The sequence below is a fragment of the Ferrovibrio sp. genome (assembly GCF_029255545.1).
GTDB lineage: Bacteria > Pseudomonadota > Alphaproteobacteria > Ferrovibrionales > Ferrovibrionaceae > Ferrovibrio.
Window position 1 is genome coordinate 20965 of record NZ_JANLJJ010000039.1, and the last position, 21850, is coordinate 42814.

The window sequence follows — 21850 nt, forward strand, 5'->3', positions numbered from 1 at the left end:
AAGACCATCGCCGACGACATCCCCTTCGAGAAGCAGCGGCTGGACGCCGCCGTTGCCTCGATGCGCGACCAGGTCAACAGGATGCTGGAGGCGCCCGACAGCGACATCGTCGGCGAAAGTCGCGACGTGCTGGAAACCTACAAGATGTTCGCCCATGACACCGGCTGGCTGGCCAAGCTGCACCAGGCGGTGGAATCCGGCCTGACGGCAGAGGCCGCCGTGCTGCGCGTGCAGGGCGACACGCGTCACCGCATGCAGGCGATCACCGATCCGTACCTGCGCGAACGCCTGGCCGACCTGGACGATCTGGCCAACCGCCTGCTGCTGCATCTGGCCGGCAAGCCCTATCATTCGGCGGCCGAGAACCTGCCTGACAATGCCATCCTGCTGGCGCGCAGCATGGGGCCGGCGGAGTTGCTGGACTATGACCGCCGCAAGCTGCAGGGCGTGGTGCTGGAGGAAGGTTCCAGCGTCAGCCATGTCGCCATCGTGGCGCGCGCGCTGTCCATTCCGGTGATCGGCGGCGTCGAAGGCGTGATCGCCAAGGTCGAGCCGGGCGATACCGTGGTGGTCGATGGCGACCATGCCCAGGTTTTCGTGCGGCCGGCGCCCGACGTGGTCTCGGCCTTCCATCAGGGCGTCAGCCTGCGCAAGGCGCGGCTAGCGAAATATGCCGCCCAGCGGGACGATCCGCCGGTGACGCGGGACGGCCAGCGCATTGCCATGCTGGTGAATGCCGGCCTGTTGATCGATCTGGGCCATCTGGACGAGACCAATGCCGACGGCATCGGGCTGTATCGCACCGAATTGCAGTTCATGGTGCGGCCGACCATGCCCAAGGCAGAGGCGCAGACCGCGATCTACCGCCGCGTGATCGAGCATGCCGGCGAACGTCCGGTGGTGTTCCGCACGCTGGATATCGGCGGCGACAAGGTGCTGCCCTATCTGGTGAAGTATCCGGAAGAGAACCCGGCCATGGGCTGGCGCGCCATCCGCCTGGCGCTCGATCGCCCGGCCCTGCTGAAGGTGCAGCTGCGCGCCATGCTGGAGGCCGCCGCCGGCCGCAGCCTGCATGTCATGTTCCCGATGATCGCCGAAGTAGATGAATTCCGCCGTGCCCGTCGGCTGCTTGATCGCGAGGTGCAGCGGCTGGTGTCCCTGCGCAAGCCCGTGCCGCTGAAGATCGCGGTGGGCACGATGCTGGAGGTGCCGGCGCTCGCCTGGCAGTTGCCGGCCCTGCTGCCGCTGGTGGATTTCGTCTCGGTCGGCTCGAACGACCTGATGCAGTTCATGTTCGCTGCCGACCGCGGCAATCCGAAATTGGCCGACCGCTACGATCCCATGAGTCCGGCGATGCTCAGCTTCCTGCATTGGGTGGTGCAGCAATGCCACGCGGCGGCCAAGCCGATCACCATGTGTGGAGAGATGGGCAGCCGGCCACTGGAGGCCATGGCCCTGCTTGGGCTCGGTTTCCGGCGCCTGTCCATGCCGGCCAGCGCGGTCGGCCCGGTCAAGGAAATGCTGCGTAGCCTGGATGTTCTCCATTTGGCTGATTTTATGTCTAAGTTGTACGCCTCGCCCGATCACAGCATACGCGCCCAGCTAGAAGAATTTGCCCGGGAAAACGGGGTAATTGTTTGAAATAGCTGGCCTGATCGGTCAATTGCCGTAATATGGCCAGGCGCGAACAAGGGTAGGCAATCCGACATGAATGCCCAGTCCGGCGAACAGGCGGCTGCCGCCGCGACCGTCGTAGCGGATAGCTATGATGGAGTTGGCCATAGCCTGAAGGTGGTGCGTGAGCGGCGTGGTCTCGCCCTTGCGGATGTATCCGCGCGCCTGCGCATCCGCCGTCCCTATCTCGAAGCGATCGAAGCCGGGCGGTTTGCCGAACTGCCTGGCGCGGTCTATGTCAGCGGCTTCCTGCGCCAGTATGCCGAGTTCCTCGGCCTCAATCCCGAACAGGTGCTGAAGACCTATCAGGCCGAGGCCGATGGCCAGGTACAGCGCGTGGTGTTGAATTTCCCGCTGCCGCGTCCCGAAGAGCGTACGCCGCGGCTCTGGCTGGTGATCGGCGCCCTGATCCTGGCGGGCATCGTTTACGCCCTGTGGTACAGGCATCAGGAAACGCTGCGCCTTGGCCAGGACCTGATCCAGGCGGTGCCGGCGCGGCTGGCCGACCTCGTGCCCAGCCCGCAGCCCATTGCGCCTGCGGTTGTCCCGCCGCCTGCTGCGCCACCGCCTTCTGTTGCCCCGGCGCCCGTTGCCTCGCCGGCGCCGCCATCCGTCACACCGCCGGTCGCTACGGCGCCGCAGGCGCCGGCCGAGCAGACCGCCGCCGCTCCGGCCAGCCCCCCGGTTTCCCCGCCGCCCGCTGCCGCGCCGCCGGTGGTAGCTCAGCCTGCTGCCTCCGAAGTTTCACCACCTCCTGTCCAGGTCCAGGCACCAGTTGCCGCGCCCTCGCCGGCCACGCCAGTGCCTGTGGTGAGTGCAGCGGCACCGGCCGCCAGCAGCTTCGGGGCGCCGGAAACGGAGGGAAGCCGCATCCGGGTCGAGGCCACCGGACCGGCCTGGATCCAGGTGCGCGGCCCGAATAACGAGCAGGTTTTCACCCGCCTGCTGAATGCCGGCGAGCGCTATGTGGTGCCGGATCGCGAGGGCCTGACCCTGCTGACTGGCAATGCCGGCGCGGTGCGCATCGTCGTTGATGGCCAGCCGCTGCCGCCCTTTGGCGGCGAGGGCGAGGTCAAGCGCGGCATCCCGCTTGATGCCGAACGCCTGAAATCCGGCGGCCAGGGTTAGCGATTTGGCCTGACGGCAACGTCCCCGCTGGCTTGTCATGGCGGGGTAAAGACGCCATGTTACGCCGCATCCAGCCTCGCCCCTGACAAGCCAGTGGGTGACCAGCCAGCGGCGCGGCGGGTTTAGGCAGCAGCCATGAGCATTCGGCAGCGATGAGCATCCGACCGTATCGTGATATCCAGCGCCGCAAGTCGCGGCAGGTTTTTGTCGGCAAGGTGCCGGTGGGCGGTGGCGCCCCCATCACCGTGCAGACCATGACCAACACGCTGACCTCCGATGCCGTGGCGACGATCGAGCAGATCCGCCGCTGCGAGGAGGCGGGCGCCGATATCGTGCGCGTGTCCTGCCCCGACGAGGATTCGACCCGGGCGCTGAAACAGATCGTGCGCGCCGCGAAGGTGCCGATCGTGGCCGATATCCATTTTCACTATAAACGCGCCATCGAGGCGGCCGAGGCGGGTGCTGCCTGCCTGCGCATCAACCCGGGCAATATCGGCAGCGCGGATCGCGTGCGCGAAGTGGTGAAGGCGGCCAAGGGTCATGGCTGCTCGATGCGCATCGGCGTCAATGCCGGTTCACTGGAAAAGCACCTGCTGGAGAAATACGGCGAGCCCTGTCCGGAAGCCATGGTGGAAAGCGCGCTGGATCACGCGCGCATCCTGGAAGACCATGATTTTCGCGAATTCAAGATCAGCGTGAAGGCCTCCGACGTCTTCCTCGCGGTCGCAGCCTATCAGGGCCTGGCCGAGGCCTGCGACTACCCGCTGCATATCGGCATCACCGAGGCCGGCGGCCAGCGCATCGGCACGGTGAAATCCTCCATCGGTCTCGGCATGCTGCTGTGGTCGGGCATCGGCGACACGTTGCGTGTCTCGCTGTCGGCGCCGCCGGAGGAAGAGGTGCGCGTCGGTTTCGATATTCTGAAGTCGATGAACCTGCGCCATCGCGGCGTGAACGTGATTTCCTGTCCATCCTGTGCGCGGCAGCAGTTCGACGTGATCAAGACCGTCGAAGTGCTGGAGCAGCGCCTGGCCCATATCACCACGCCGATGACCTTGAGCGTGATCGGCTGCGTGGTGAACGGCCCGGGCGAGGCGCGCGAAACCGATATCGGCTTTACCGGCGGCGGCAAGGGCTCGCACCAGGTCTATCTCGCCGGCCAGCCGGCGCACCGGCTGCAGAACGAGGATATCGTCGCGCATCTGGTCAGGCTGGTCGAAGACAAGGCGCGCGAGATCGAGGCCGCCAAAGCTTCAACAGAGTCTGCCGAAGCGGCCGACGCCGCTTCCTAGCTTCCACCTTTCAACGACGGAGACACGCCGTGGCCCAGTTGCAGCCCGTGCGCGGCACGCATGACATTCTGCCCGACGACTATGCGCGGTTCCGCCATGTGGTGGATGTCGCCCGCCAGGCCGCGCTTCTGTTTGGTTATCGCGAGATGGCGACGCCGATTTTCGAATTCACCGAGGTCTTCGCCCGCTCGATGGGCGAAACCTCCGACGTGGTCTCGAAGGAGATGTATTCCTTCACCGACAAGGGCGGCGAGGGGTTGACGCTGCGGCCGGAATACACCGCCGGCATCTGTCGCGCCTTCATTTCCAACGGCCTGCAGCAGCATGTGCCGTTCAAGGCGTTCGCCTGGGGGCCGATGTTCCGTTTCGAGCGGCCGCAGAAGGGGCGCCAGCGCCAGTTCCACCAGATCGACGTCGAGGTGATCGGCGCCGCCGAGCCGCAGGCCGATGTGGAAGTGATCTCGGTGGCGGCCGAAATCCTGCGCCGGCTCGGCATCCTCGATAAATGTGTGCTGGAGCTGAATACCCTGGGCGATCCGGAAAGCCGCGTCGGCTATCGCGAGGCGCTGGTGAGGTATTTCAGCGGCCATGCCGATGCGTTGTCGGAAGACAGCCGCAAGCGGCTGGAGAAGAATCCGCTGCGCATTCTCGATTCCAAGGACGAGGGCGATCGCCGGCTGGTGGCCAATGCGCCGCTGATCCAGGACTATCTCACGCCAGCGGCCAGCGACTTCTTCAAGGCATTGCAGGATGGCCTCGGTGCGGCCGGCGTGCCGTTCAAGGTCAGCCCGCGCCTGGTGCGCGGACTGGATTACTACACGCATACGGCGTTCGAATTCACCACCGACATGCTGGGTGCCCAGGGCACCGTGCTGGCCGGCGGGCGGTATGATGGCCTGATCGAGCAGCTTGGCGGCAAGCCGACGCCGGGCATCGGCTGGGCCGGCGGCATCGAGCGCCTGGTGTTGCTGTCCGACCCGCAGCCGGTGCCGCCGCGCAGCGTCGCCATCATCCCGATCGGCGCCGCCGCCGAGGCCGAGGCCGCGAAACTGGCGGCCGAGCTGCGCCGTGCGGATGTTGCGGTCGAGCTGGCCTATGGCGGCAATGCCGGCAAGCGCTTCAAGCGCGCCGACAAGCTGGGCTGCTTCGCTGCGGTGGTGATCGGCGATGACGAGCTGGCTGGGGGCGTGGTCAAGCTGAAGAACCTGACGAGCGGCGAGGAAACCACGCTGCCGCGCGGCGACCTGCTGGCGAAGCTGAAAGCGTAACATCATGGACGTCGCCGGCCTGCCCGAGGCCAAGCTCGACAAGGTGATCGAGCGCTATGAGATGCTGCAGGCCCAGATGGCGGCCGGGGGCTTGGCCGCCGATGTCTTCGTCAGGCTGTCGAAGGAATATGCCGAGATCGAGCCGCTGGTGCAGGGCATCAACGACTGGCGCCGGCTGCGCCGCGAGGTCGCCGATCTGGCGGCGATGCGCGACGATCCAGCTTCCGACCCGGAGATGCGCAATCTAGCCGAGGCAGAATGGAAGCAGGCCCAGGCGGCCCTGCCCGATGCCGAGCGCCGCGTGCTGGTCATGTTGCTGCCCAGAGACGAGGCCGACGAGAAAAACGCCATCCTGGAAGTGCGCGCCGGCACCGGCGGCGACGAGGCGGCTTTGTTCGCGCGCGACCTGTTCGAGATGTATCGCGGCTATGCCGCCAAGCATGGCTGGCGTTTTGAAGTGGAAAGCATTGCCGATACCGAGCTCGGTGGTTTCCGCGAAGCCATCGCCACCATCTCGGGCCGCAGCGTCTTCGCCCGGCTGAAGTTCGAGTCCGGCGTGCACCGGGTGCAGCGCGTGCCCGATACCGAAACCCAGGGCCGCATTCACACGTCGGCCGCCACTGTCGCGGTACTGCCGGAAGCCGAGGATGTCGATATCGACATCAACGAGAACGACCTGCGCATCGATGTTTACCGTTCCTCGGGCGCCGGCGGTCAGCATGTGAACACGACCGATTCAGCAGTGCGCATCACCCACATCCCATCCGGCATCGTGGTGGCCCAGCAGACCGAGCGGTCGCAGCACAAGAACAAGGCCAAGGCGATGAAACTGCTGCGCGCCAAGCTCTATGAGGCGGAGCGCGAGAAGCTGGCCTCGGCGCGCGCCGCCGACCGCAAGGGGCAGGTCGGCTCGGGCGACCGCTCGGAGCGCATCCGCACCTACAATTTTCCGCAGGGCCGCGTCACCGACCACCGCATCAACCTGACTCTGTACAAGATCGAACAGGTCATGACCGGAGAAGCGCTGGACGAGGTGATCGAGGCGCTGATCGCCGAAGATCAGGCCAGCCGTCTGGCCGAACTGAATGCCTGACATCGCTGGCCTGCTGCTCGATGCAACGCGCCGCCTGAAGCAGGCCGGCATCGAAGGGCCGCGCCAGGATGCCGTGCTGCTGCTCAGCGAAGCCACCGGCCTGACGCCGGATCGCGTGCGCCTTGAGCCGGCTATCGCTGTGGTGCCCGATATCGCCGCGCGTTTCGAAGCCTTGCTGCTGCGTCGTCTCGCCTATGAACCGATCTCGCACATCCTGGGCACGCGCGAATTCTGGAGCCTGCCGTTCCGCGTCACCCGCGATGTGCTGGATCCGCGGCCGGATTCCGAAACGCTGGTCGCCGGCGTGCTGGCCGCGATCCCGGATCGCGGGGCAAAGCTGAAGCTGGTCGATTTCGGTACCGGCTCGGGCTGCCTGCTGCTCAGCCTGTTGCATGAATTGCCCAATGCCTCCGGCCTTGGCGTCGATGCCTCGCCGGCCGCGCTGAAGATCGCGCAGGAGAATGCCGAACGCCTCGGCCTGGCCGCGCGCGCGCGCTTCCGGCACGGCGACTGGGGTGCGGGAATCGAGGAGCGATTCGATATCCTGATCTCCAATCCCCCCTATATCGAAAGCGCCGTGGTGCCGGGATTGGCGCCGGAGGTGGCAACCTACGAGCCGCTGCTGGCGCTGGATGGCGGGGCTGACGGCCTCGCGGCCTATCGCCGCCTGGTGCCCGATCTGGCGCGACTGGCGGCCCCGGGGGCTTTCGTCGCCCTGGAAATCGGACTGGGACAAGATGTCGCAGTATCGGCCCTGCTGGCCGGGGCCGGATTTGCCGGTATTGCCGTGCTGCCCGACCTCGCCGGCATCGGTCGGGTCGTGACCGGGCGGAAATCCCTGTAAATTCCGAGCAAAAAGGGGTTGGCAGCCGCAGTCGCCCCCCTTATCTTGAGAGTCGGGATGACGCGGTCCCAAGGAAGCACGCCCAAGGCATTGATCTCAGGGGTGAGTGGCCCGGGCGTATAAGGCAGGCAGCGTCATCGCCTCTTCGACTGAAACCGGGTGATTGGATTCGATGGAGAGGCCGACTGCATCGCGCGCGCATGTTTCAGCGACGCGATACGGTGCGCAACCAGCCTGATGCGCGATTTGCTGAAACAAGCGAGATGAACCTGTGAACAACAAGAATCGTCAACGTGGCGGCCGGCCCCAGGGCCGGAGGCCGCATGGTGGTGGTGGCGGTGGTGGCGGGGGAATGAACAGTTCCCACCGCAATTTCGACTCCAACGGTCCGGACGTCAAAATCCGCGGCACCGCCAACACCATCTTCGAGCGCTACTGCCAGCTCGCCCGCGATGCCAACGCCTCGGGCGATCGCATCGCGGCGGAGAATTACCTGCAGCATGCTGAGCACTATTACCGCATCATGCTGGCTCAGGGCGTGACGCCGATGCAGCGCGCCAATAATGGCCAGCAGGGGGGGCAACAGCAGCCGCAGGCTCCTCAGCAGGGCGGTCAGCAGCCGCCGCAGCAGCAGGCAGCGCCTACCGTCGATGGCGAGCAGCCTAGCCTGGAAATGGAGTTGGAAGCGGCCCTCGACCCGAATGCCGAGCCCGGCGCGCAGCCGGCCGAGCGCGACGAAGCCGCCGCCTGAACCCACGCCGTTCAAACAAAAAGGCCGCCGGATACCGGCGGCCTTTTTTTGTTTCCAAAGAAACCGGTAACTTCAGTTCCCCGGCGCCGGATCACCCTGTTCGGCCCGGGCCCACAAGGCCTCATCGGCGATGGTGAGTTCGCGGATCGGCAGGGTCTCGGTCTCCGGCACCATCGGCGCCAGGGCGATGTCGATTTCCAGTTCCTTGTCGAGCAGGCCGCGGTCGCCGCCAAGATAGCGTTCAAAGAAGTCGACGGTACGGCTGATGCTGTCTTCCTTGGCGTCGCCACGGAAGGTATGGCCCTGCCCCTTGTAGATCTTCACTTCGTGCTCGGCGCCGATCTCGCCCAGCAGGCTGGCCAGTTCATAGGCGCGGCGCACCGGCACGGTGGCATCGCGGTCGCCATGCAGCACCAGGGTTGGCGGCATGCGGTGCACGCCCCTGCGCTGCACTTCCGACGGCATCGCCCCCACCACGTTCACCACGGCCTGGATGCGTTGGTCGCGGCTGCCCAGGCTCAGGGCATGGAAACCGCCCAGCGACAGACCAAACACGCCGATACGCTCGGCATCGACATAGGCCTGCTTGGAAACATACGAGACGGCCTCGGCAATCACGCGCTCACGCTCGTCATGCAACGTCGGGGCGGCCTTGCGGGCCTGCGGGATGCCGTCGAAATAATGGATCACGAAAGCGGTGATGCCGCGCTCGGCCAAAGCCTTGGCCTGCGGATAGAACAGTGAGCCGTCGCCCAGGCCATGGGCACCGTGCAGGATCAGCACGGCAGGGGCGCGGCCATCCGGGCCCAGCATGTCGGTTTCGGCCTTCACCACGTCGACCCGCACGCGACGGCCGTCGATGTTGAAGCCGTTTGTATTCTCGGCTTCCGCCGCGCGGCGCGCGCCTTCGGCGGATTTCTGGCGGCGCGGGGTCAGCTTCGCCGGCTTGGCATCGGGCTTCGGCGTCACGGCGGCTTTGGCGTGGCCGGCGCGTGGCTGGGCCTGCGCGGCGCCGGGAACCACGACAGGGGCCATGGCGACACTGCCTAGAATCAGCGCAAGCGCAGAAACGCGGCAAAAGCGGCGCAGGGCGGCTTCCACCAGCGGCTTGGCATTCAGCAGTGTCGTGGCGTTGCCCCCGGCCATCGATCCCCCGTTAAGCCTTTGTTGAACCTTTTGGCGGGTCTGGCCCGCCGAGCTGTTACGAGTTGTAACAAGGCCCGGCGGGGCTTGTCCACCCTTGATTCTCAGGCGGTTCTGCCGGTTTTTCAGGAAAATCATAGGGTTGTTACATTTTTTCGGCCCGCTTGACGCTTCCGGGGCACCTTCTTACCTTTATCCGCCTCTGCTGGAGTCGCCTGATCAGGCTGCTCCCGGCACTCCCCATCCCAACGAGGATTCCCGCATGTCCGCGCCCACCAAAGTTACCGATGCCTCCTTCGAGAGCGACGTCCTCAAGTCTTCCAATGCCGTGCTGGTCGACTTCTGGGCCGAATGGTGCGGTCCCTGCAAACAGATCGCGCCCGCCCTGGACGAGATCGCCGGCGAGATGGCCGGCAAGCTGACCATCGCCAAGGTCAATATCGACGAGAACCCGATGACGCCGTCGAAATTCGGCGTACGCGGCATTCCGACCCTGATCCTGTTCAAGGACGGCAAGCCGGTGTCCACCAAGGTCGGCTCGATGCCCAAGAGCCGCATCCTGGAGTGGATCAACTCGGCGATTTAAGCATTTTCCGCTAACACCCGGCCCGCGAGATACAGCGAGCCGGTGATGATCACCCGGGCCGGTGCCGTCGAGGCATCGGCCCGGATCATATCTGCGATCTGCCGCATTGCGGTTTCGGCGCTCCCTGCTGACATGGCCTGAAGCCCGACGCTGCGCGCCGCAGCCGCCAGGTCTTCGGCCGACAGCGAATTCGCCTCGCCCGGAATGCTGATGCAGCATGCCGCCCGCATCAGCGGCGCCAGCGGCCGCAGCAGGCCGGCGGCATCCTTGGTGTTCAGCATGCCGGCCAGCAGCCAGGTTGGTTTCCGGGGCAGGGTTCGCAGCGTTTCGGCCAGGGCCACGCCGGCCATGGCGTTATGGGCGCCATCCAGCCACAACTCGGTGTCCGGCGGCAGCAGATCGACCAGCGGGCCTTTGTCCAGACGCTGCATGCGGGCTGGCCAATTTACCTCGCGCAGGCCGCGGGCGATGGCGGCTGTCGGAATCTCGAAGCCGGCCAGATTGCGCGCGCAGGCCACCGCCATGCCGGCATTGACGATCTGGTGCGCGCCCAGCAGGGCGGGGCGGGGCAGGTCGAGGTCCTGATCGCCCTGTCGCCACAGCATGCCGTCGGCGGTTTCGCGCACGATCCACTCGTGGCCGTGGCGGATCAGCGGCGCGCCGCAGGCCGCCGCCCGTGCTGCGATCACCGCCATCGCTTCATCGGGTTGCGGCCCGACCACGCAGGACACACCAGGCTTGATGATGCCGGCCTTGGCTTCGGCGATTTTCGTGATGGTGTCGCCCAGGAAGGCGACATGGTCGATGCCGATCGGCGTGATCGCGGTAAGTCGCGGCTGCGGGATCACGTTGGTGGTGTCGGCGATGCCGCCCAAACCGGTTTCCAGCAGCACCAGATCGGCCGGTGTTTCGGCGAAGGCCAGATAGGCGGCCGCCGTGGTGATCTCGAAAAAGGTGATCGGCTGACCGGCATTGACGTGTTCACAATGTTCCAGCAGGGCGATCAGCCTGTCGTCGTCGATCAGGCGGCCAGCCAACCGGATACGCTCGTTGAACCGCACCAGATGCGGCGAGGTATAGGCATGCACGCGATAGCCGGCCGCCTCGGCCATGGCGCGCAGGAAGGCGGTGGTCGATCCCTTGCCCTTGCTGCCGGCCACGTGAAAGACCGGCGGCAGCGCCAGATGCGGATCGCCCAGCCGAGCCAGCAGGGCGCGGATGCGCTCCAGCGACAGATCGATCGCCTTGGGGTGCAGCGCCATCAGGCGCTGCAGGATGGCCCCGAGATGATCTTCCTTGGGGTCAGCGGGCGCGGGGCGCGGGGGCGCCATGCGGAATCTCACCGGTCGGCGGGATTTCCAGGCCCGGCCGCGGCAGCGACACCACATCGGCCTTCGGCGCCGGATCGAGCAGCAGGCTGACGATGCGGCCCAGCGTGTCGCGCATCTCGCGGCGATGCACCACCATGTCCAGCATGCCATGCTCCAGCAGGTATTCGGCGCGCTGGAACCCCTCGGGCAGGGTCTCGCGGATGGTCTGCTCGATCACGCGCGGACCGGCGAAACCGATCAGAGCGCCCGGCTCGGCGATCTGGATGTCGCCCAGCATGGCATAAGACGCGGTGACGCCACCGGTGGTCGGATCGGTCAGCACCACGATGAAGGGCAGATGCGCCTCGCGCAGGCGCTGCACCGCGATCACGGTGCGCGGCATCTGCATCAGGCTCAGGATTCCTTCCTGCATGCGGGCGCCGCCGGCGGCCGCGAACAGGATCAGCGCGGCGCGCTGGGTGATCGCCAGGTTGGCGGCGGCGATCAGCGCCTCGCCGGTGGCCATGCCCATCGAGCCGCCCATGAAGGCGAAGTTCTGCACGGCGATCACGGTATCCTGCTCATGCAGGGTGCCATGGGCAACGGCGAAGGCATCGCGCTGGCCGGTCTTGGCGCGGGCATCTTTCAGACGGTCGGGGTATTTCTTGGAATCGCGGAAATGCAGCGGGTCCTGCAGCACGTCGGGCAATTCGATGGTCTGGTATTCGCCCTTGTCGAACAGCGCGGCGAAACGCTCCTTCGGCCCGATGCGCAGATGGTGGTCGCATTTCGGGCAGACATGCTGATTCTCTTCCAGTTCCTTGGCATAGATCATCTGCCCGCAGCTCGGGCATTTCTTCCAAAGATTGTCCGGCGTGTCTTTCTTGGTGCGGGTGATCTCGCGGATCTTGGGCAGGACGGTACGGGTCAACCAGTTCATGGCGATGCTCCTTAAACCTTCAGGCGGCGGCCTTGGCGACGCCGCGGATGGCCTTGCTCAGGTCGCGCACCAGGGCCAGCACATGGTCGGCCGGGTCGATGCCCTTGATCTGGGCCTCCGCCACGCGTTCCACAAGGGCGGTACCGACCACGGCGGCATCGGCCACCCTGGCAATCTCGGCGGCGCGCTTGCCGTCACGGATGCCGAACCCGACGGCGACGGGGATTTTCGTGTGCTTCTTGATACGCGCCACCGCCTTGCCCACCGCATCCGGGTCGGCCGCGGCCGCGCCGGTGATGCCGGCGATCGAGACGTAGTAGAGGAAGCCCGAGGTATTGGCCAGCACGGCGGGCAGGCGCTGCTCGTCGGTGGTCGGCGTCGCCAGGCGGATGAAATGGATGCCGGCCTTTACGGCGGGAAGGCAGAGCTCGTCGTCCTCTTCCGGCGGCAGGTCGACCACGATCAGGCCGTCGACGCCAGCTGCCTTGGCATCGACCAGGAACCGGTCGACGCCATAGGCCGAAATGGGGTTGAAATAGCCCATCAGCACGATCGGCGTGTCGTTGTCCTTCTGGCGGAAGTCGCGCACCAGCTTCAGCGTCATCTGCATGCTGGCGCCCTTGGCCAAGGCGCGCAGGCCGGCGGCCTCGATGGAGGGACCATCGGCCATCGGATCGCTGAAGGGCATGCCGAGTTCGATCACATCGGCGCCGGCGGCGGGCAAGCCGGCCAGCAGGCGGGCGCAGGTCTCGTGATCCGGATCGCCGGCGGTGATGAAGGTGACGAAGCCGGCACGGCCTTCGGCCCTCAGCGCGGCAAAGCGTTTGTCGATGCGGCTCACAGCTTCACCCCCAGCGCCTTGGCAACGGTGTAGATATCCTTGTCGCCGCGGCCCGACAGGCAGACCGCCATCAGGTGGTCTTTTGGCAGCTTCGGCGCCAGCTTGATCACATGGGCCAGCGCATGGCTCGATTCCAGCGCCGGGATGATGCCCTCCAGCCGCGAGCAGAGCTGGAAGGCATCGAGCGCTTCCTTGTCCGTGGCCGAGACGTAGTTGGCGCGACCGACATCATGCAGCCAGGCATGCTCCGGGCCGATGCCGGGATAATCCAGGCCGGCGGAAATGGTGTGCGCCTCGGTGATCTGGCCGTCGGCATCCTGCAGCAGATAGGTGCGGTTGCCATGCAGCACGCCGGGCACGCCCTTGGCCAATGATGCGGCATGGCGCGTGGTCTCAAGCCCTTCGCCGGCCGCCTCGACAGCATAGATCTGCACGTCCTTGTCGTCGAGGAAGGGGTGGAACAGGCCCATCGCATTCGAGCCGCCGCCGATGCAGGCGACCAGGCTGTCGGGGATGCGGCCTTCCTTTTCCATCATCTGGACGCGGGTTTCCTCGCCGATCACCGACTGGAAGTCGCGCACCAGCATCGGATAGGGATGTGGGCCGGCCACGGTGCCGATGATGTAGAAGGTGTCGTGCACGTTGGTGACCCAGTCGCGCAGGGCCTCGTTCATCGCATCCTTCAGCGTGCGCGAGCCGGATTTCACCGCGCGCACCTCGGCGCCGAGCAGCTTCATGCGGAACACGTTGGGCTGCTGGCGCTCGATATCGACTTCGCCCATGTAGATCACGCAGGGCAGGCCGAAACGCGCCGCCACGGTGGCGGTGGCCACGCCATGCTGGCCGGCGCCGGTTTCGGCGATGATGCGCGTCTTGCCCATGCGCTTGGCCAGCAGGATCTGGCCGATGCAGTTGTTGATCTTGTGCGCGCCGGTGTGGTTCAGCTCCTCGCGCTTGAAATAGATCTTGGCGCCGCCGAGATGCTTGGTGAACGGCTCGGCGTAATAGAGCGGGCTGGGCCGGCCGACGTAATCCTTCAGCAGGTAGTCCATCTCGGCCCTGAAGGCCGGATCGCTCTTGGCGGCGGCGTAATGCTTTTCCAGGTCGAGGATCAGCGGCATCAGCGTCTCGGCGACGAAACGCCCGCCGAACTTGCCGAAATGGCCCTTTTCATCGGGGCCGGAGCGATAGGAATTCAGCATGGTCATCGGTTCGGTCCTGAAAAAGCGTCAGAGGCGGCGGGCGGCGTCGAGGAAGGCGCGGATCCTGGCCGGATCCTTCTTCCCCGGGGCGCTTTCCACCCCCGATGATACGTCGACGGCACTGGCGCCGGATTGCTCCACCGCCAAAGAAATATTCTCCGGCGTCAGGCCACCCGAGAGCAGCCAGGGCCGGTTGAACTTCGCGCCCTGCAGGATGCTCCAGTCAAAGCTGGCGGCGTTGCCGCCCGGCCGGGTGGCGCCCTTGGGCGGGGCGGCATCGAACATCAGCCAGTCCACCACATCCTCATAGGCCCTGGCCGCCTTCAGGTCGGCCCTGGTCGAGACCTTGATCGCCTTGATGATCGGCAGGCCGAAATAGATGCTGATGGCGCGGCAGCGTTCCGGCGTCTCGTCGCCATGCAGCTGCAAAAGGTCGAGCCGCGCCCTGGCCAGGATTTTGTCGAGGAAATCGGTTTCCGGATCGACGAAGACGCCGACGCGGTCGATCCCTGACGGCACGTCGCGCAACAGTTCTTCCGCCTGCTCGGCCGAAAGGTTGCGCGGCGAGGCCGGAAAGAACACGAAGCCCAGCATGTCGGCGCCGTGCTGCACGGCGGTCTCCACGGCGGCGGCATCGGTCAGGCCGCAGATCTTGGTCAGCACCGGCATGGTTACACGGCCACCGTTTCGCGCAGTTCCTGCGCGATGGCCCTGGCGCTGGCCTCGGGGCTGTCGGCCTCGGTGATCGGCCGGCCGATCACCAGATGGTCGGCGCCGAGCCTGAAGGCCTCGCCCGGCGTCATCACGCGTTTCTGGTCGCCAGCCGCCGAACCTTTCGGCCGGATGCCCGGCACCACCAGCTTGAAATCGGGGCCGCAGGCCTGGCGCAGCATCTCGATTTCGGTGGCGGCGCAGATCACGCCATCGGCGCCGTTCTCCTGCGCCAGTTTGGCCAGCCGCACCACATAGGCGCTGACGTCCTCGGTCACGCCAATCGCGCGCAGGTCGGCGGTATCCAGCGAGGTCAGCGCGGTGACCGCCAGGATCATCGGCTTCTGCTTGGCGGCGCGCGCGGCCTCGACGGCGGCGCGGATCATCGCCGGCCCGCCTGAGGCATGCACGGTGAGCATCATCGGGCCCATGGCGGCGGCGGCCGAGCGCACCGCGCCGGCCACGGTGTTGGGAATGTCGTGGAATTTCAGGTCGAGGAACAGCGGCGTGCCCTGGGGCAGGATGGCGCGGACCTCGGCGGGGCCGTGGGCGGTGAAGAATTCCTTGCCCAGCTTGACCCCGAAACCGGCGGCGGCGGCGGCACGGGCGCAGCGGGTGGCGAAGGCCAGTTCGATGGTGTCGATGGCGCAGAAGACGGGGGCGATGCGGCCCGGATTGGCTGTCTGAGGCATGGGCCGGGCTTATAGCGGAAACTGCCGGCCAAGTCTCCCCTTTGCCGCGTGGCCGGGCTATGCTGGCGGCCATGAAAACCCGGAAATTTACCTTTTCTGCCATGGGGCTGGCCGCGACCCTGGCCTGCGCCGCCCCGGCCGCCAGCGCTGATCATGCCAGCATCCTGATGTACCACCGCTTCGGCGAGAATACCGTGCCGAGCACCAACATCCGGCTGGAGCAGTTCGACGCCCATATCGCCGAGCTGACCTCGGGCAAATACCACGTGCTGCCGCTGCCCGAGATCGTGGCCATGCTGAAAGCCGGGCAGGCGCTGCCCGACCGCGCGGTCGCGATCACCGCCGACGACGCCTATGTCTCGGCCCTCACCGAGGGCTGGCCGCGCCTGAAGAAAGCCGGCCTGCCGTTCACGCTGTTCGTCGCCACCGAGCCGGTGACCTCGAAGCTGCGCGGTTATCTGACCTGGGACCAGATCCGGCAGCTCAAGAAAGAGGGCGTCACCATTGGCGCCCACAGCCACCGCCATCCCTCGCTGCCGGGCTTAAGCCCGGAAAAAGCCCGCGAGGACCTGGAAACCTCGATGCGTCTGTTCGAGCAGGAACTGGGCGAAAAACCCGCCCTGTTCGCTTATCCCTTCGGCGAATGGGATGCCATGTCGCTCAAGCTGGTGAAGGACATGGGCTACAGTGTCGCCTTCGGCCAGCATTCCGGCATCGCCCACTCAAAACACGACATGTTCTGGCTGCCGCGGTTTCCGATGAACGAAAGCTTTGGCAGCGTCGAGCGCGTGCGCCAGGCGCTGAATGCCCTGCCGCTGCCGGTCAGCGACGTCGAGCCGGCCGACGTGCTGGTGAAGCTGGGCCAGACGCCCAACCCGCCGACGCTGCGCTTCACGGTGGCGCCGGGCATCGAGCGGCTGAACCAGATGGTCTGCTATACCGGCCAGGGCAAACCGATCCAGCCCAGGACGGTGAGTGGCGCCGAACGCCGTTATGAACTGAAGCCGCCCGAGGCCTTCGCCCCGCCGCGCGACCGTATCAGTTGCACGCTGCCGTCGGCCGAACAGGGCCGCTTCCGCTGGTTTGGCATCCAGTTCACGGTGATGAAGTAGCGGTTTGTTGCCCCGGTTCCGGCTAACGCATTGATTGGAAAAGGCCGGATTCGACCCGGCTGAAGCCGGTTGGCGACCAATGCCGGCCCGTTGGCGGCCAGTTCGATCCAAGTGATGGCCAATTGAAGCCAGTTGGATGCCAATTCGATCCCGTTCGATCCGATTGGATCCCATTCGATCCCATGGGCGGCCGGGGCAGTGTGCAGATTCACGATGGGCAAGAACGGATAATCTGGAACATATAGGAAACATTTTCCTTACGACTAGAGGTCATCACTCCGCAAGATTTATCAAACCGGCCTCTGCTAGCGTTCGTCTCAGTCACTCACCGCCGAGGCCGTCATGTCCGTGTCCCCGCCATCCGAGTCCACCAGCCAGGCCGGTTACGTCCGCCGCTTCACCCGCGTCGTGGAATACATCTACGCCCATCTGGATGAGGCGCCCGACCTCAACACCCTGGCCGATGTGGCCGCGCTCTCGCCCTGGCACTGGCACCGCACCTGGCAGGCGGTCTATGGCGAGTCCGTCGTCAACACCGTGAAACGCCTGCGGCTGCAACGCGCCGCCGCCGACCTGGCCCATACCGACATGGCGCTGGACGCCATCTGGCCGCGCGCCGGTTATGGCAGCCTGGCGGCCTTCACCCGCGCCTTCCGCGATGCCTATGGCCTGCCGCCGGCGGAATTCCGCAAGGCGGGCAGCCATACCCGCTTTGCCATGCTCAATGCCCCGAAAGGATTTTCGCTTATGCATGACGTCGCGATCAAAACCCTGCCGCCTGTTTCGCTGGCCGTGATCCCGCACAAGGGTTCGTACATGGAAATCGGCAAGGCCTTCGAGATGCTGTTCGGCACGCTGGGGGCGCGGAATCTTCTCAGGCCGGACCTGTGCATGAAGGGCCTGTTCTATTCCGATCCGACCGCGGTGCCCGAGGCCGAGCTGCGATCGGCCGCCGCCATCGTGCTCCCCGACGCGCAATTCCCCGTCGAGGCGCCGTTGCAGCGCGCCGAACTGCGCGGCGGCGAGTATGCCGTGCTGCGCCACAAGGGGCCGTATTCCGGCATGAAGGCGGCCTATGACTGGCTGTTCGGCGAGTGGCTGGTGAAATCGGGCCGCGAGGCCGCCGATGCGCCGGTGTTTGAGGATTACCTCAACAACCCGCGCGAAGTGCCGCCCACCGAGCTGCTCACCGATATCTGTTTGCCGCTGAAGTGACCGCAGCATCCTATGCTGCGGTCACCCCGGGCTTTTGACCTGGGGTCTCATTGAGAGACGTGGTGAATGAAATGGGATGCCGGCCCGGGAAAACTCTCTGGGGCTGGCAGGACGTCAGGAGAGTGAAAACCATGCCGACATCCTGGACCGACAAATTGCGCAACGGCCGGCCGCACCAGGTGAAGCGCGTGCCGATCGATATCGCCGGCATGAAGGCGGGGCAGGTGATGCTGGTGCCCTCGCCGCAACTGGTGGACGGCTTCATCCGCCGCTTGCCGAAAGGCCGTGGCATGGCGCTGCCGGAGCTGCGCCTGGCGATGGCGCGGCGCCATCGCGCCGAAGTGACCTGCCCGATCACCATGGGCTTCCAGTTGCGCATCGTGGCCGAGGCGGCCTGGGAGATGCATAACGCCGGCGCGAAGCCGGCCGACCTGGCGCCGGTCTGGCGCGTGCTGGACGATGCGTCGCCCACCCTGAAGAAACTGTCGCGGCCCGCGATCGCCTTCATGCGCGAATGCCGGCGCCGGGAAGGCTTGCCAGCACGGCCACCCGACGCGCTATAGTGCCGACACCGCCGCCGGTCCAGGCAGCGCGGCCCCGCCTACATACATCATATCCCCATACATCATATTTTGGAGAGTCGTATGGAGTTCCGCACGGCAAGTGAACTCGTTGCCGCCCTGCGCGCGCGACAGGTTTCCGCCCTTGAGCTGGCCGAACAGGCCATCGCCTGCATCGAGCGCGAGGACACCCGCCTGAATGCCATCCCGGTGCGCGATTTCGAGCGCGCTCGCCAGGCCGCGAAAGCGGCCGATGCGGCGCTGGCGAAAGGCGAGGGTGGCGCGTTGCTCGGTCTCCCGATGACGGTGAAGGAGAGCTTCAACATCGCCGGCCTGCCGACCACCTGGGGCATCCCGAACACGGCCCAGATTCCGGTGACGCAGGATGCCGTGGCGGTGGCGCGGCTGAAGGCGGCCGGCGCCGTGATGCTGGGCAAGAGCAACGTCTCGATGGTGCTGGCCGACTGGCAGGCCACCAACCCGGTCTATGGCACAACCAACAATCCCTGGGACGTGACGCGCACGTCGGGTGGCTCGTCGGGCGGCGCGGCCGCGGCTTTGGCGGCTGGTTTCGTGGCGCTGGAGCTGGGCTCCGATCTGGGCGGCTCGCTGCGCATTCCGGCGCATTTCTGCGGCGTCCATGCGCATAAGCCGACGCTGGGCCTGGTGCCGATGCGTGGTCATGCGCCGCCGGGCATTCCCGTGTTGTCGGTGGCGCCGAATCACGGCCTGCCGGTGGTGGGGCCGATGGCGCGCTCGGCCGCCGATCTCATGCTGGCGCTCGACGTGCTGGCCGGGCCCGACGAGGCCGAGGCCATCGCCTATGAGCTGCGCCTGCCGCCGCCGCGCCATGCGACGCTGAAGGATTTCCGCGTGCTGGTGATCGACGCGCATCCCGATGCGCCGACCGATGCCGCCATAGGCGCGGCGATCGCGGACCTGGCCACGAAGCTGGAAGGCGCGGGCTGCCATGTCGGCCGCTCCAGCGCGGCCCTGCCCGATCTGTCGCTGGTCGGCAGCACGTATCTGCGCATGGTGATGGCCTTCATGGGCGCCAACATGCCCGAGCCGGACTACGTGGCGGCGAAGGCGCGTGCCGCCGGCATCCCCGAAGCGGCCGCCGACCGTGCCAGCGTCTCGGCGCTGAGCGTGGTGGCGAGCCATCGCGCCTGGATGCAGGCGGGCAACATGCGGCTGGCGCTGATGCACCAGTGGCGCGACTTCTTCCGCGACTGGGACATCCTGCTCTGTCCGGTTTCGCCGGTGGCCGCTTTCCCGCATGACCAGCGGGCCTGGGAAGAGCGCATCATCACCGTGAATGGCAAGCCCGCGCGTTACGGCGACCAGTTCCAGTGGCCGGGCCTCGCCACGCTCGGCGGCCTGCCGGCCACCGCGCTGCCGGCGGGATTCTCGCAGGATGGCCTGCCGGTCGGCGTGCAGGTGATTGGCCCTTATCTGGAAGACCGCACGCCAATCCAGTTCGCCATGCTGGTGGAACAGGCCTTCGGCGGCTTCAAACCGCCGCCGCAACTGGCGCCGGCATTGCGGCAGGAAATTCCGGCTTGACGCATCCGGCCGCGACGCTTACCGTCGCGGCCACCATGCAGAGCATTATTCTCACCGTAGTCACCATTAAGGTTACCGCCACCGGCGGGGAGCCCAGGTGTCGCGCGTGAGCAGATAACGCATCGCAACCACCCAGGGGCCCCGCCGGAAACGACGGGGCCCCGGTCGTTTCAGGGTCCCGTCGCTGCCCGGCCGCTCCGCAGATGAAGGAGTTTTCGCCGTGAATCAGAGTATGGACGCCTACGATCACCGGGTGCTGGGCACCAAGCTCGACCTGTTCCACCAGCAGGAGGAAGGGCCGGGCATGGTGTTCTGGCACCCGCGCGGCTTCGCGCTGTATCGCGTGGTGGAGGATTATATCCGCCGCCGCATGCGCGAGGCCGGCTTCCTGGAAATCCGCACGCCGCAGCTGCTCAGCTATTCGCTGTGGGAACAGAGCGGCCATGCCGAGAAATTCGCCAACGAAATGTACCGGGTCAATTCCGGGAACCGGCCCTATGCGCTGAAGCCCATGAGCTGCCCCGGTCATGTGCAGGTGTTCAACAAGACGCTGCGCTCGGTGCATGACCTGCCTTTGCGCTACTGCGAATTCGGCGCCTGCCACCGCGACGAGCCCTCGGGCGCCTTGCAGGGCCTGATGCGCACGCGCAGCTTCGTGCAGGACGATGCGCATATCTTCTGCACGGAGGCGCAGATCGAGGCCGAAGTGCAGCATTTCTGCGAATTGCTGCGCGGCATCTACAGCGATTTCGGTTTCGGCGCGCCGTTGGTGTTTTTTGCGACAAGGCCGGCGAAGCGGGCGGGCGACGATGCCACCTGGGACCGCGCCGAGGCAGCCCTGGTGGTGGCGGCGCGCAAGGCCGGGCTGGATTTCGCCATCCGCAACGGCGAGGGCGCCTTCTACGGGCCGAAGCTGGAATTCCATCTGCGCGACAGCCATGGCCGCAGCTGGCAATGCGGCACGGTGCAGCTCGATTTCGTGATGCCTGAGCGCCTGGGCGTGGAGTATGTCGGCAGCGATAACGGGCGGCAGCGACCGGTGCTGATCCATCATGCCGTGCTGGGCAGCCTGGAACGGTTCATCGGCATGCTGCTGGAGCATTACAGGGGCGCGTTGCCCTTGTGGCTGGCGCCCGAGCAACTTGTCGTGGCCAATGTGACCGATGCCCATGCCGGCTATGCCCGCAAGGCCGCCGCCACCCTGGGCCGCGAAGGCTATCGCGTTGCGGTCGACAGCCGGCCGGAGCGGTTGAGCCGCAAGATCGCCGAGGCGCATGACCAGGGCGTGCCGCTGGTGGCGGTGGCTGGCGAGCGCGAGGCGGAACGCGGCTCGCTCAGCTTACGCTGGCGCGGCGGCCGGCAGATGGAGCTGCCGATCGCCGAAGCCGCGCGGCGTCTGCGGCATGAGGCGTTCCGGTGAGCGCCGTCACCCTGCATCTTCCCACCCTGCATCTCCTCTGTGGCAAGATCGCGGCCGGCAAGTCGACGCTGGCGGCGAATCTTGCCGCACAGGCCGGCACGGTGCTGATCGGCGAGGATGCCTGGCTGGCGCGGCTCTATCCGGATGAGATTCTCACCGTGACCGATTACAGGCGCTGCGCCGCCCGGCTGCGCGAGGCCATGGCGCCGCATGTTGAAAATCTGCTGGGCTGCGGCCTGTCGGTGGTGCTCGATTTTCCGGCCAACACGCGGGCGAGTCGGGCCTGGATGCGCGGCATTATCGCGCGTTCGGGCACGGCCCACCTGCTGCATTTCCTGGACGTGCCGGACGAAATCTGCCGTGCACGCCTGCATCGCCGTAATGCCGCCGGCGGCCACGACTTCGCCGCCGGCGATGCCGAGTTCGATATCATCACCAGTTATTTCGAGGCGCCAACCAGAGACGAAGGTTTCAACATCCGGTGCTACACCGCAGGCTGATG

Annotated in this window: 21 protein-coding genes; 14 read left to right on the top strand and 7 right to left on the bottom strand. The window is 66.3% G+C overall.

Going from position 1 to position 21850, the window contains the following annotated elements:
- The 7 genes from ptsP to Q1J79_RS07770 all read left to right on the top strand — a co-directional run.
- The coding region (gene ptsP, locus Q1J79_RS07740; protein ID WP_300298885.1) for a phosphoenolpyruvate--protein phosphotransferase at positions 1-1641 on the top strand (1641 nt) is incomplete at its 5' end.
- Positions 1642-1707: 66 nt separating this feature from the next.
- Complete coding sequence (locus Q1J79_RS07745; RefSeq protein WP_300298888.1) at positions 1708-2802, top strand: helix-turn-helix domain-containing protein; 1095 nt, start codon at positions 1708-1710, stop codon at positions 2800-2802.
- Between the two features lie 152 nt (positions 2803-2954).
- Positions 2955-4094, top strand: coding sequence for a flavodoxin-dependent (E)-4-hydroxy-3-methylbut-2-enyl-diphosphate synthase (gene ispG, locus Q1J79_RS07750; protein ID WP_300298891.1), 1140 nt, complete (start codon positions 2955-2957; stop codon positions 4092-4094).
- Positions 4095-4123: 29 nt separating this feature from the next.
- Positions 4124-5362 (top strand): histidine--tRNA ligase, encoded by a 1239-nt coding sequence (gene hisS, locus Q1J79_RS07755; protein WP_300298893.1) that lies wholly within the window; start codon positions 4124-4126, stop codon positions 5360-5362.
- Between the two features lie 4 nt (positions 5363-5366).
- A complete protein-coding gene (prfA, locus tag Q1J79_RS07760) occupies positions 5367-6455 on the top strand; it encodes a peptide chain release factor 1 (protein ID WP_300298895.1) in 1089 nt (362 codons plus the stop codon).
- Positions 6448-7299, top strand: a complete 852-nt coding sequence (prmC, locus tag Q1J79_RS07765; protein WP_300298897.1) for a peptide chain release factor N(5)-glutamine methyltransferase — start codon at positions 6448-6450, stop codon at positions 7297-7299. Before prfA ends, prmC begins: the two co-directional genes overlap by 8 nt.
- A 271-nt stretch (positions 7300-7570) precedes the next feature.
- On the top strand, positions 7571-8050 hold the full coding sequence (locus tag Q1J79_RS07770) for a DUF4167 domain-containing protein (RefSeq protein ID WP_300298900.1): 480 nt from the start codon (positions 7571-7573) through the stop codon (positions 8048-8050).
- Between the two features lie 72 nt (positions 8051-8122).
- Here Q1J79_RS07770 and Q1J79_RS07775 read toward each other — a convergent pair whose 3' ends face one another.
- Positions 8123-9196 (bottom strand): alpha/beta fold hydrolase, encoded by a 1074-nt coding sequence (locus Q1J79_RS07775; protein WP_300298902.1) that lies wholly within the window; start codon positions 9194-9196, stop codon positions 8123-8125.
- Positions 9197-9455: 259 nt separating this feature from the next.
- Here Q1J79_RS07775 and trxA point away from each other — a divergent pair, with 259 nt between their 5' ends.
- Positions 9456-9779 carry a thioredoxin TrxA gene (gene trxA / locus Q1J79_RS07780; protein ID WP_300298905.1) on the top strand — a complete coding sequence of 108 codons (324 nt, stop codon included), beginning with the start codon at positions 9456-9458 and terminating at the stop codon, positions 9777-9779.
- On the opposite strand, the gene Q1J79_RS07785 is transcribed toward trxA, so the two are convergent.
- From Q1J79_RS07785 to pyrF, 6 genes are read right to left on the bottom strand one after another with little or no spacing between them, the layout of a single operon-like run.
- Positions 9776-11110, bottom strand: a complete 1335-nt coding sequence (locus Q1J79_RS07785; RefSeq protein ID WP_300298907.1) for a folylpolyglutamate synthase/dihydrofolate synthase family protein — start codon at positions 11108-11110, stop codon at positions 9776-9778. The genes trxA and Q1J79_RS07785 overlap by 4 nt on opposite strands.
- Complete coding sequence (gene accD / locus Q1J79_RS07790; protein ID WP_300298910.1) at positions 11082-12029, bottom strand: acetyl-CoA carboxylase, carboxyltransferase subunit beta; 948 nt, start codon at positions 12027-12029, stop codon at positions 11082-11084. The genes Q1J79_RS07785 and accD overlap by 29 nt, the downstream gene beginning before the upstream one ends.
- Positions 12030-12048: 19 nt before the next feature.
- Positions 12049-12870 carry a tryptophan synthase subunit alpha gene (gene trpA, locus Q1J79_RS07795; protein WP_300298912.1) on the bottom strand — a complete coding sequence of 274 codons (822 nt, stop codon included), beginning with the start codon at positions 12868-12870 and terminating at the stop codon, positions 12049-12051.
- Complete coding sequence (trpB, locus tag Q1J79_RS07800; RefSeq protein WP_300298916.1) at positions 12867-14078, bottom strand: tryptophan synthase subunit beta; 1212 nt, start codon at positions 14076-14078, stop codon at positions 12867-12869. Before trpB ends, trpA begins: the two co-directional genes overlap by 4 nt.
- Positions 14079-14099: 21 nt before the next feature.
- Complete coding sequence (locus tag Q1J79_RS07805; protein ID WP_300298919.1) at positions 14100-14741, bottom strand: phosphoribosylanthranilate isomerase; 642 nt, start codon at positions 14739-14741, stop codon at positions 14100-14102.
- A 2-nt stretch (positions 14742-14743) separates the two neighbouring features.
- Positions 14744-15475, bottom strand: coding sequence for an orotidine-5'-phosphate decarboxylase (gene pyrF, locus Q1J79_RS07810; RefSeq protein ID WP_300298921.1), 732 nt, complete (start codon positions 15473-15475; stop codon positions 14744-14746).
- A gap of 71 nt (positions 15476-15546) precedes the next feature.
- Here pyrF and Q1J79_RS07815 point away from each other — a divergent pair, with 71 nt between their 5' ends.
- The 6 genes from Q1J79_RS07815 (at position 15547) to Q1J79_RS07840 (ending at position 21848) form a co-directional block, all read left to right on the top strand.
- Positions 15547-16587 (top strand): polysaccharide deacetylase family protein, encoded by a 1041-nt coding sequence (locus Q1J79_RS07815; RefSeq protein ID WP_300298924.1) that lies wholly within the window; start codon positions 15547-15549, stop codon positions 16585-16587.
- Between the two features lie 342 nt (positions 16588-16929).
- Complete coding sequence (locus tag Q1J79_RS07820) at positions 16930-17802, top strand: GyrI-like domain-containing protein (RefSeq protein ID WP_300298927.1); 873 nt, start codon at positions 16930-16932, stop codon at positions 17800-17802.
- Positions 17803-17933: 131 nt separating this feature from the next.
- Positions 17934-18365 (top strand): hypothetical protein, encoded by a 432-nt coding sequence (locus Q1J79_RS07825; RefSeq protein WP_300298930.1) that lies wholly within the window; start codon positions 17934-17936, stop codon positions 18363-18365.
- 81 nt (positions 18366-18446) lie between these two features.
- Positions 18447-19928 (top strand): amidase, encoded by a 1482-nt coding sequence (locus tag Q1J79_RS07830; protein ID WP_300298933.1) that lies wholly within the window; start codon positions 18447-18449, stop codon positions 19926-19928.
- Between the two features lie 220 nt (positions 19929-20148).
- Positions 20149-21348, top strand: coding sequence for a threonine--tRNA ligase (thrS, locus tag Q1J79_RS07835; protein ID WP_300298936.1), 1200 nt, complete (start codon positions 20149-20151; stop codon positions 21346-21348).
- Positions 21345-21848 carry an ATP-binding protein gene (locus Q1J79_RS07840; RefSeq protein WP_300298939.1) on the top strand — a complete coding sequence of 168 codons (504 nt, stop codon included), beginning with the start codon at positions 21345-21347 and terminating at the stop codon, positions 21846-21848. Before thrS ends, Q1J79_RS07840 begins: the two co-directional genes overlap by 4 nt.
- Positions 21849-21850 lie beyond the last annotated feature (2 nt).

Bases quoted from the DNA above. Each gene is read 5' to 3' on its own strand.
- Q1J79_RS07745 (WP_300298888.1), top strand. From the start codon at position 1,708: ATGAATGCCCAGTCCGGCGAACAGGCGGCTGCCGCCGCGACCGTCGTA.
- ispG (WP_300298891.1), top strand. From the start codon at position 2,955: ATGAGCATCCGACCGTATCGTGATATCCAGCGCCGCAAGTCGCGGCAG.
- prfA (WP_300298895.1), top strand. From the start codon at position 5,367: ATGGACGTCGCCGGCCTGCCCGAGGCCAAGCTCGACAAGGTGATCGAG.
- prmC (WP_300298897.1), top strand. From the start codon at position 6,448: ATGCCTGACATCGCTGGCCTGCTGCTCGATGCAACGCGCCGCCTGAAG.
- Q1J79_RS07775 (WP_300298902.1), bottom strand. From the start codon at position 9,196: ATGGCCGGGGGCAACGCCACGACACTGCTGAATGCCAAGCCGCTGGTG.
- trxA (WP_300298905.1), top strand. From the start codon at position 9,456: ATGTCCGCGCCCACCAAAGTTACCGATGCCTCCTTCGAGAGCGACGTC.
- Q1J79_RS07785 (WP_300298907.1), bottom strand. From the start codon at position 11,110: ATGGCGCCCCCGCGCCCCGCGCCCGCTGACCCCAAGGAAGATCATCTC.
- accD (WP_300298910.1), bottom strand. From the start codon at position 12,029: ATGAACTGGTTGACCCGTACCGTCCTGCCCAAGATCCGCGAGATCACC.
- trpB (WP_300298916.1), bottom strand. From the start codon at position 14,078: ATGACCATGCTGAATTCCTATCGCTCCGGCCCCGATGAAAAGGGCCAT.
- Q1J79_RS07805 (WP_300298919.1), bottom strand. From the start codon at position 14,741: ATGCCGGTGCTGACCAAGATCTGCGGCCTGACCGATGCCGCCGCCGTG.
- pyrF (WP_300298921.1), bottom strand. From the start codon at position 15,475: ATGCCTCAGACAGCCAATCCGGGCCGCATCGCCCCCGTCTTCTGCGCC.
- Q1J79_RS07815 (WP_300298924.1), top strand. From the start codon at position 15,547: ATGAAAACCCGGAAATTTACCTTTTCTGCCATGGGGCTGGCCGCGACC.
- Q1J79_RS07820 (WP_300298927.1), top strand. From the start codon at position 16,930: ATGTCCGTGTCCCCGCCATCCGAGTCCACCAGCCAGGCCGGTTACGTC.
- Q1J79_RS07825 (WP_300298930.1), top strand. From the start codon at position 17,934: ATGCCGACATCCTGGACCGACAAATTGCGCAACGGCCGGCCGCACCAG.
- Q1J79_RS07830 (WP_300298933.1), top strand. From the start codon at position 18,447: ATGGAGTTCCGCACGGCAAGTGAACTCGTTGCCGCCCTGCGCGCGCGA.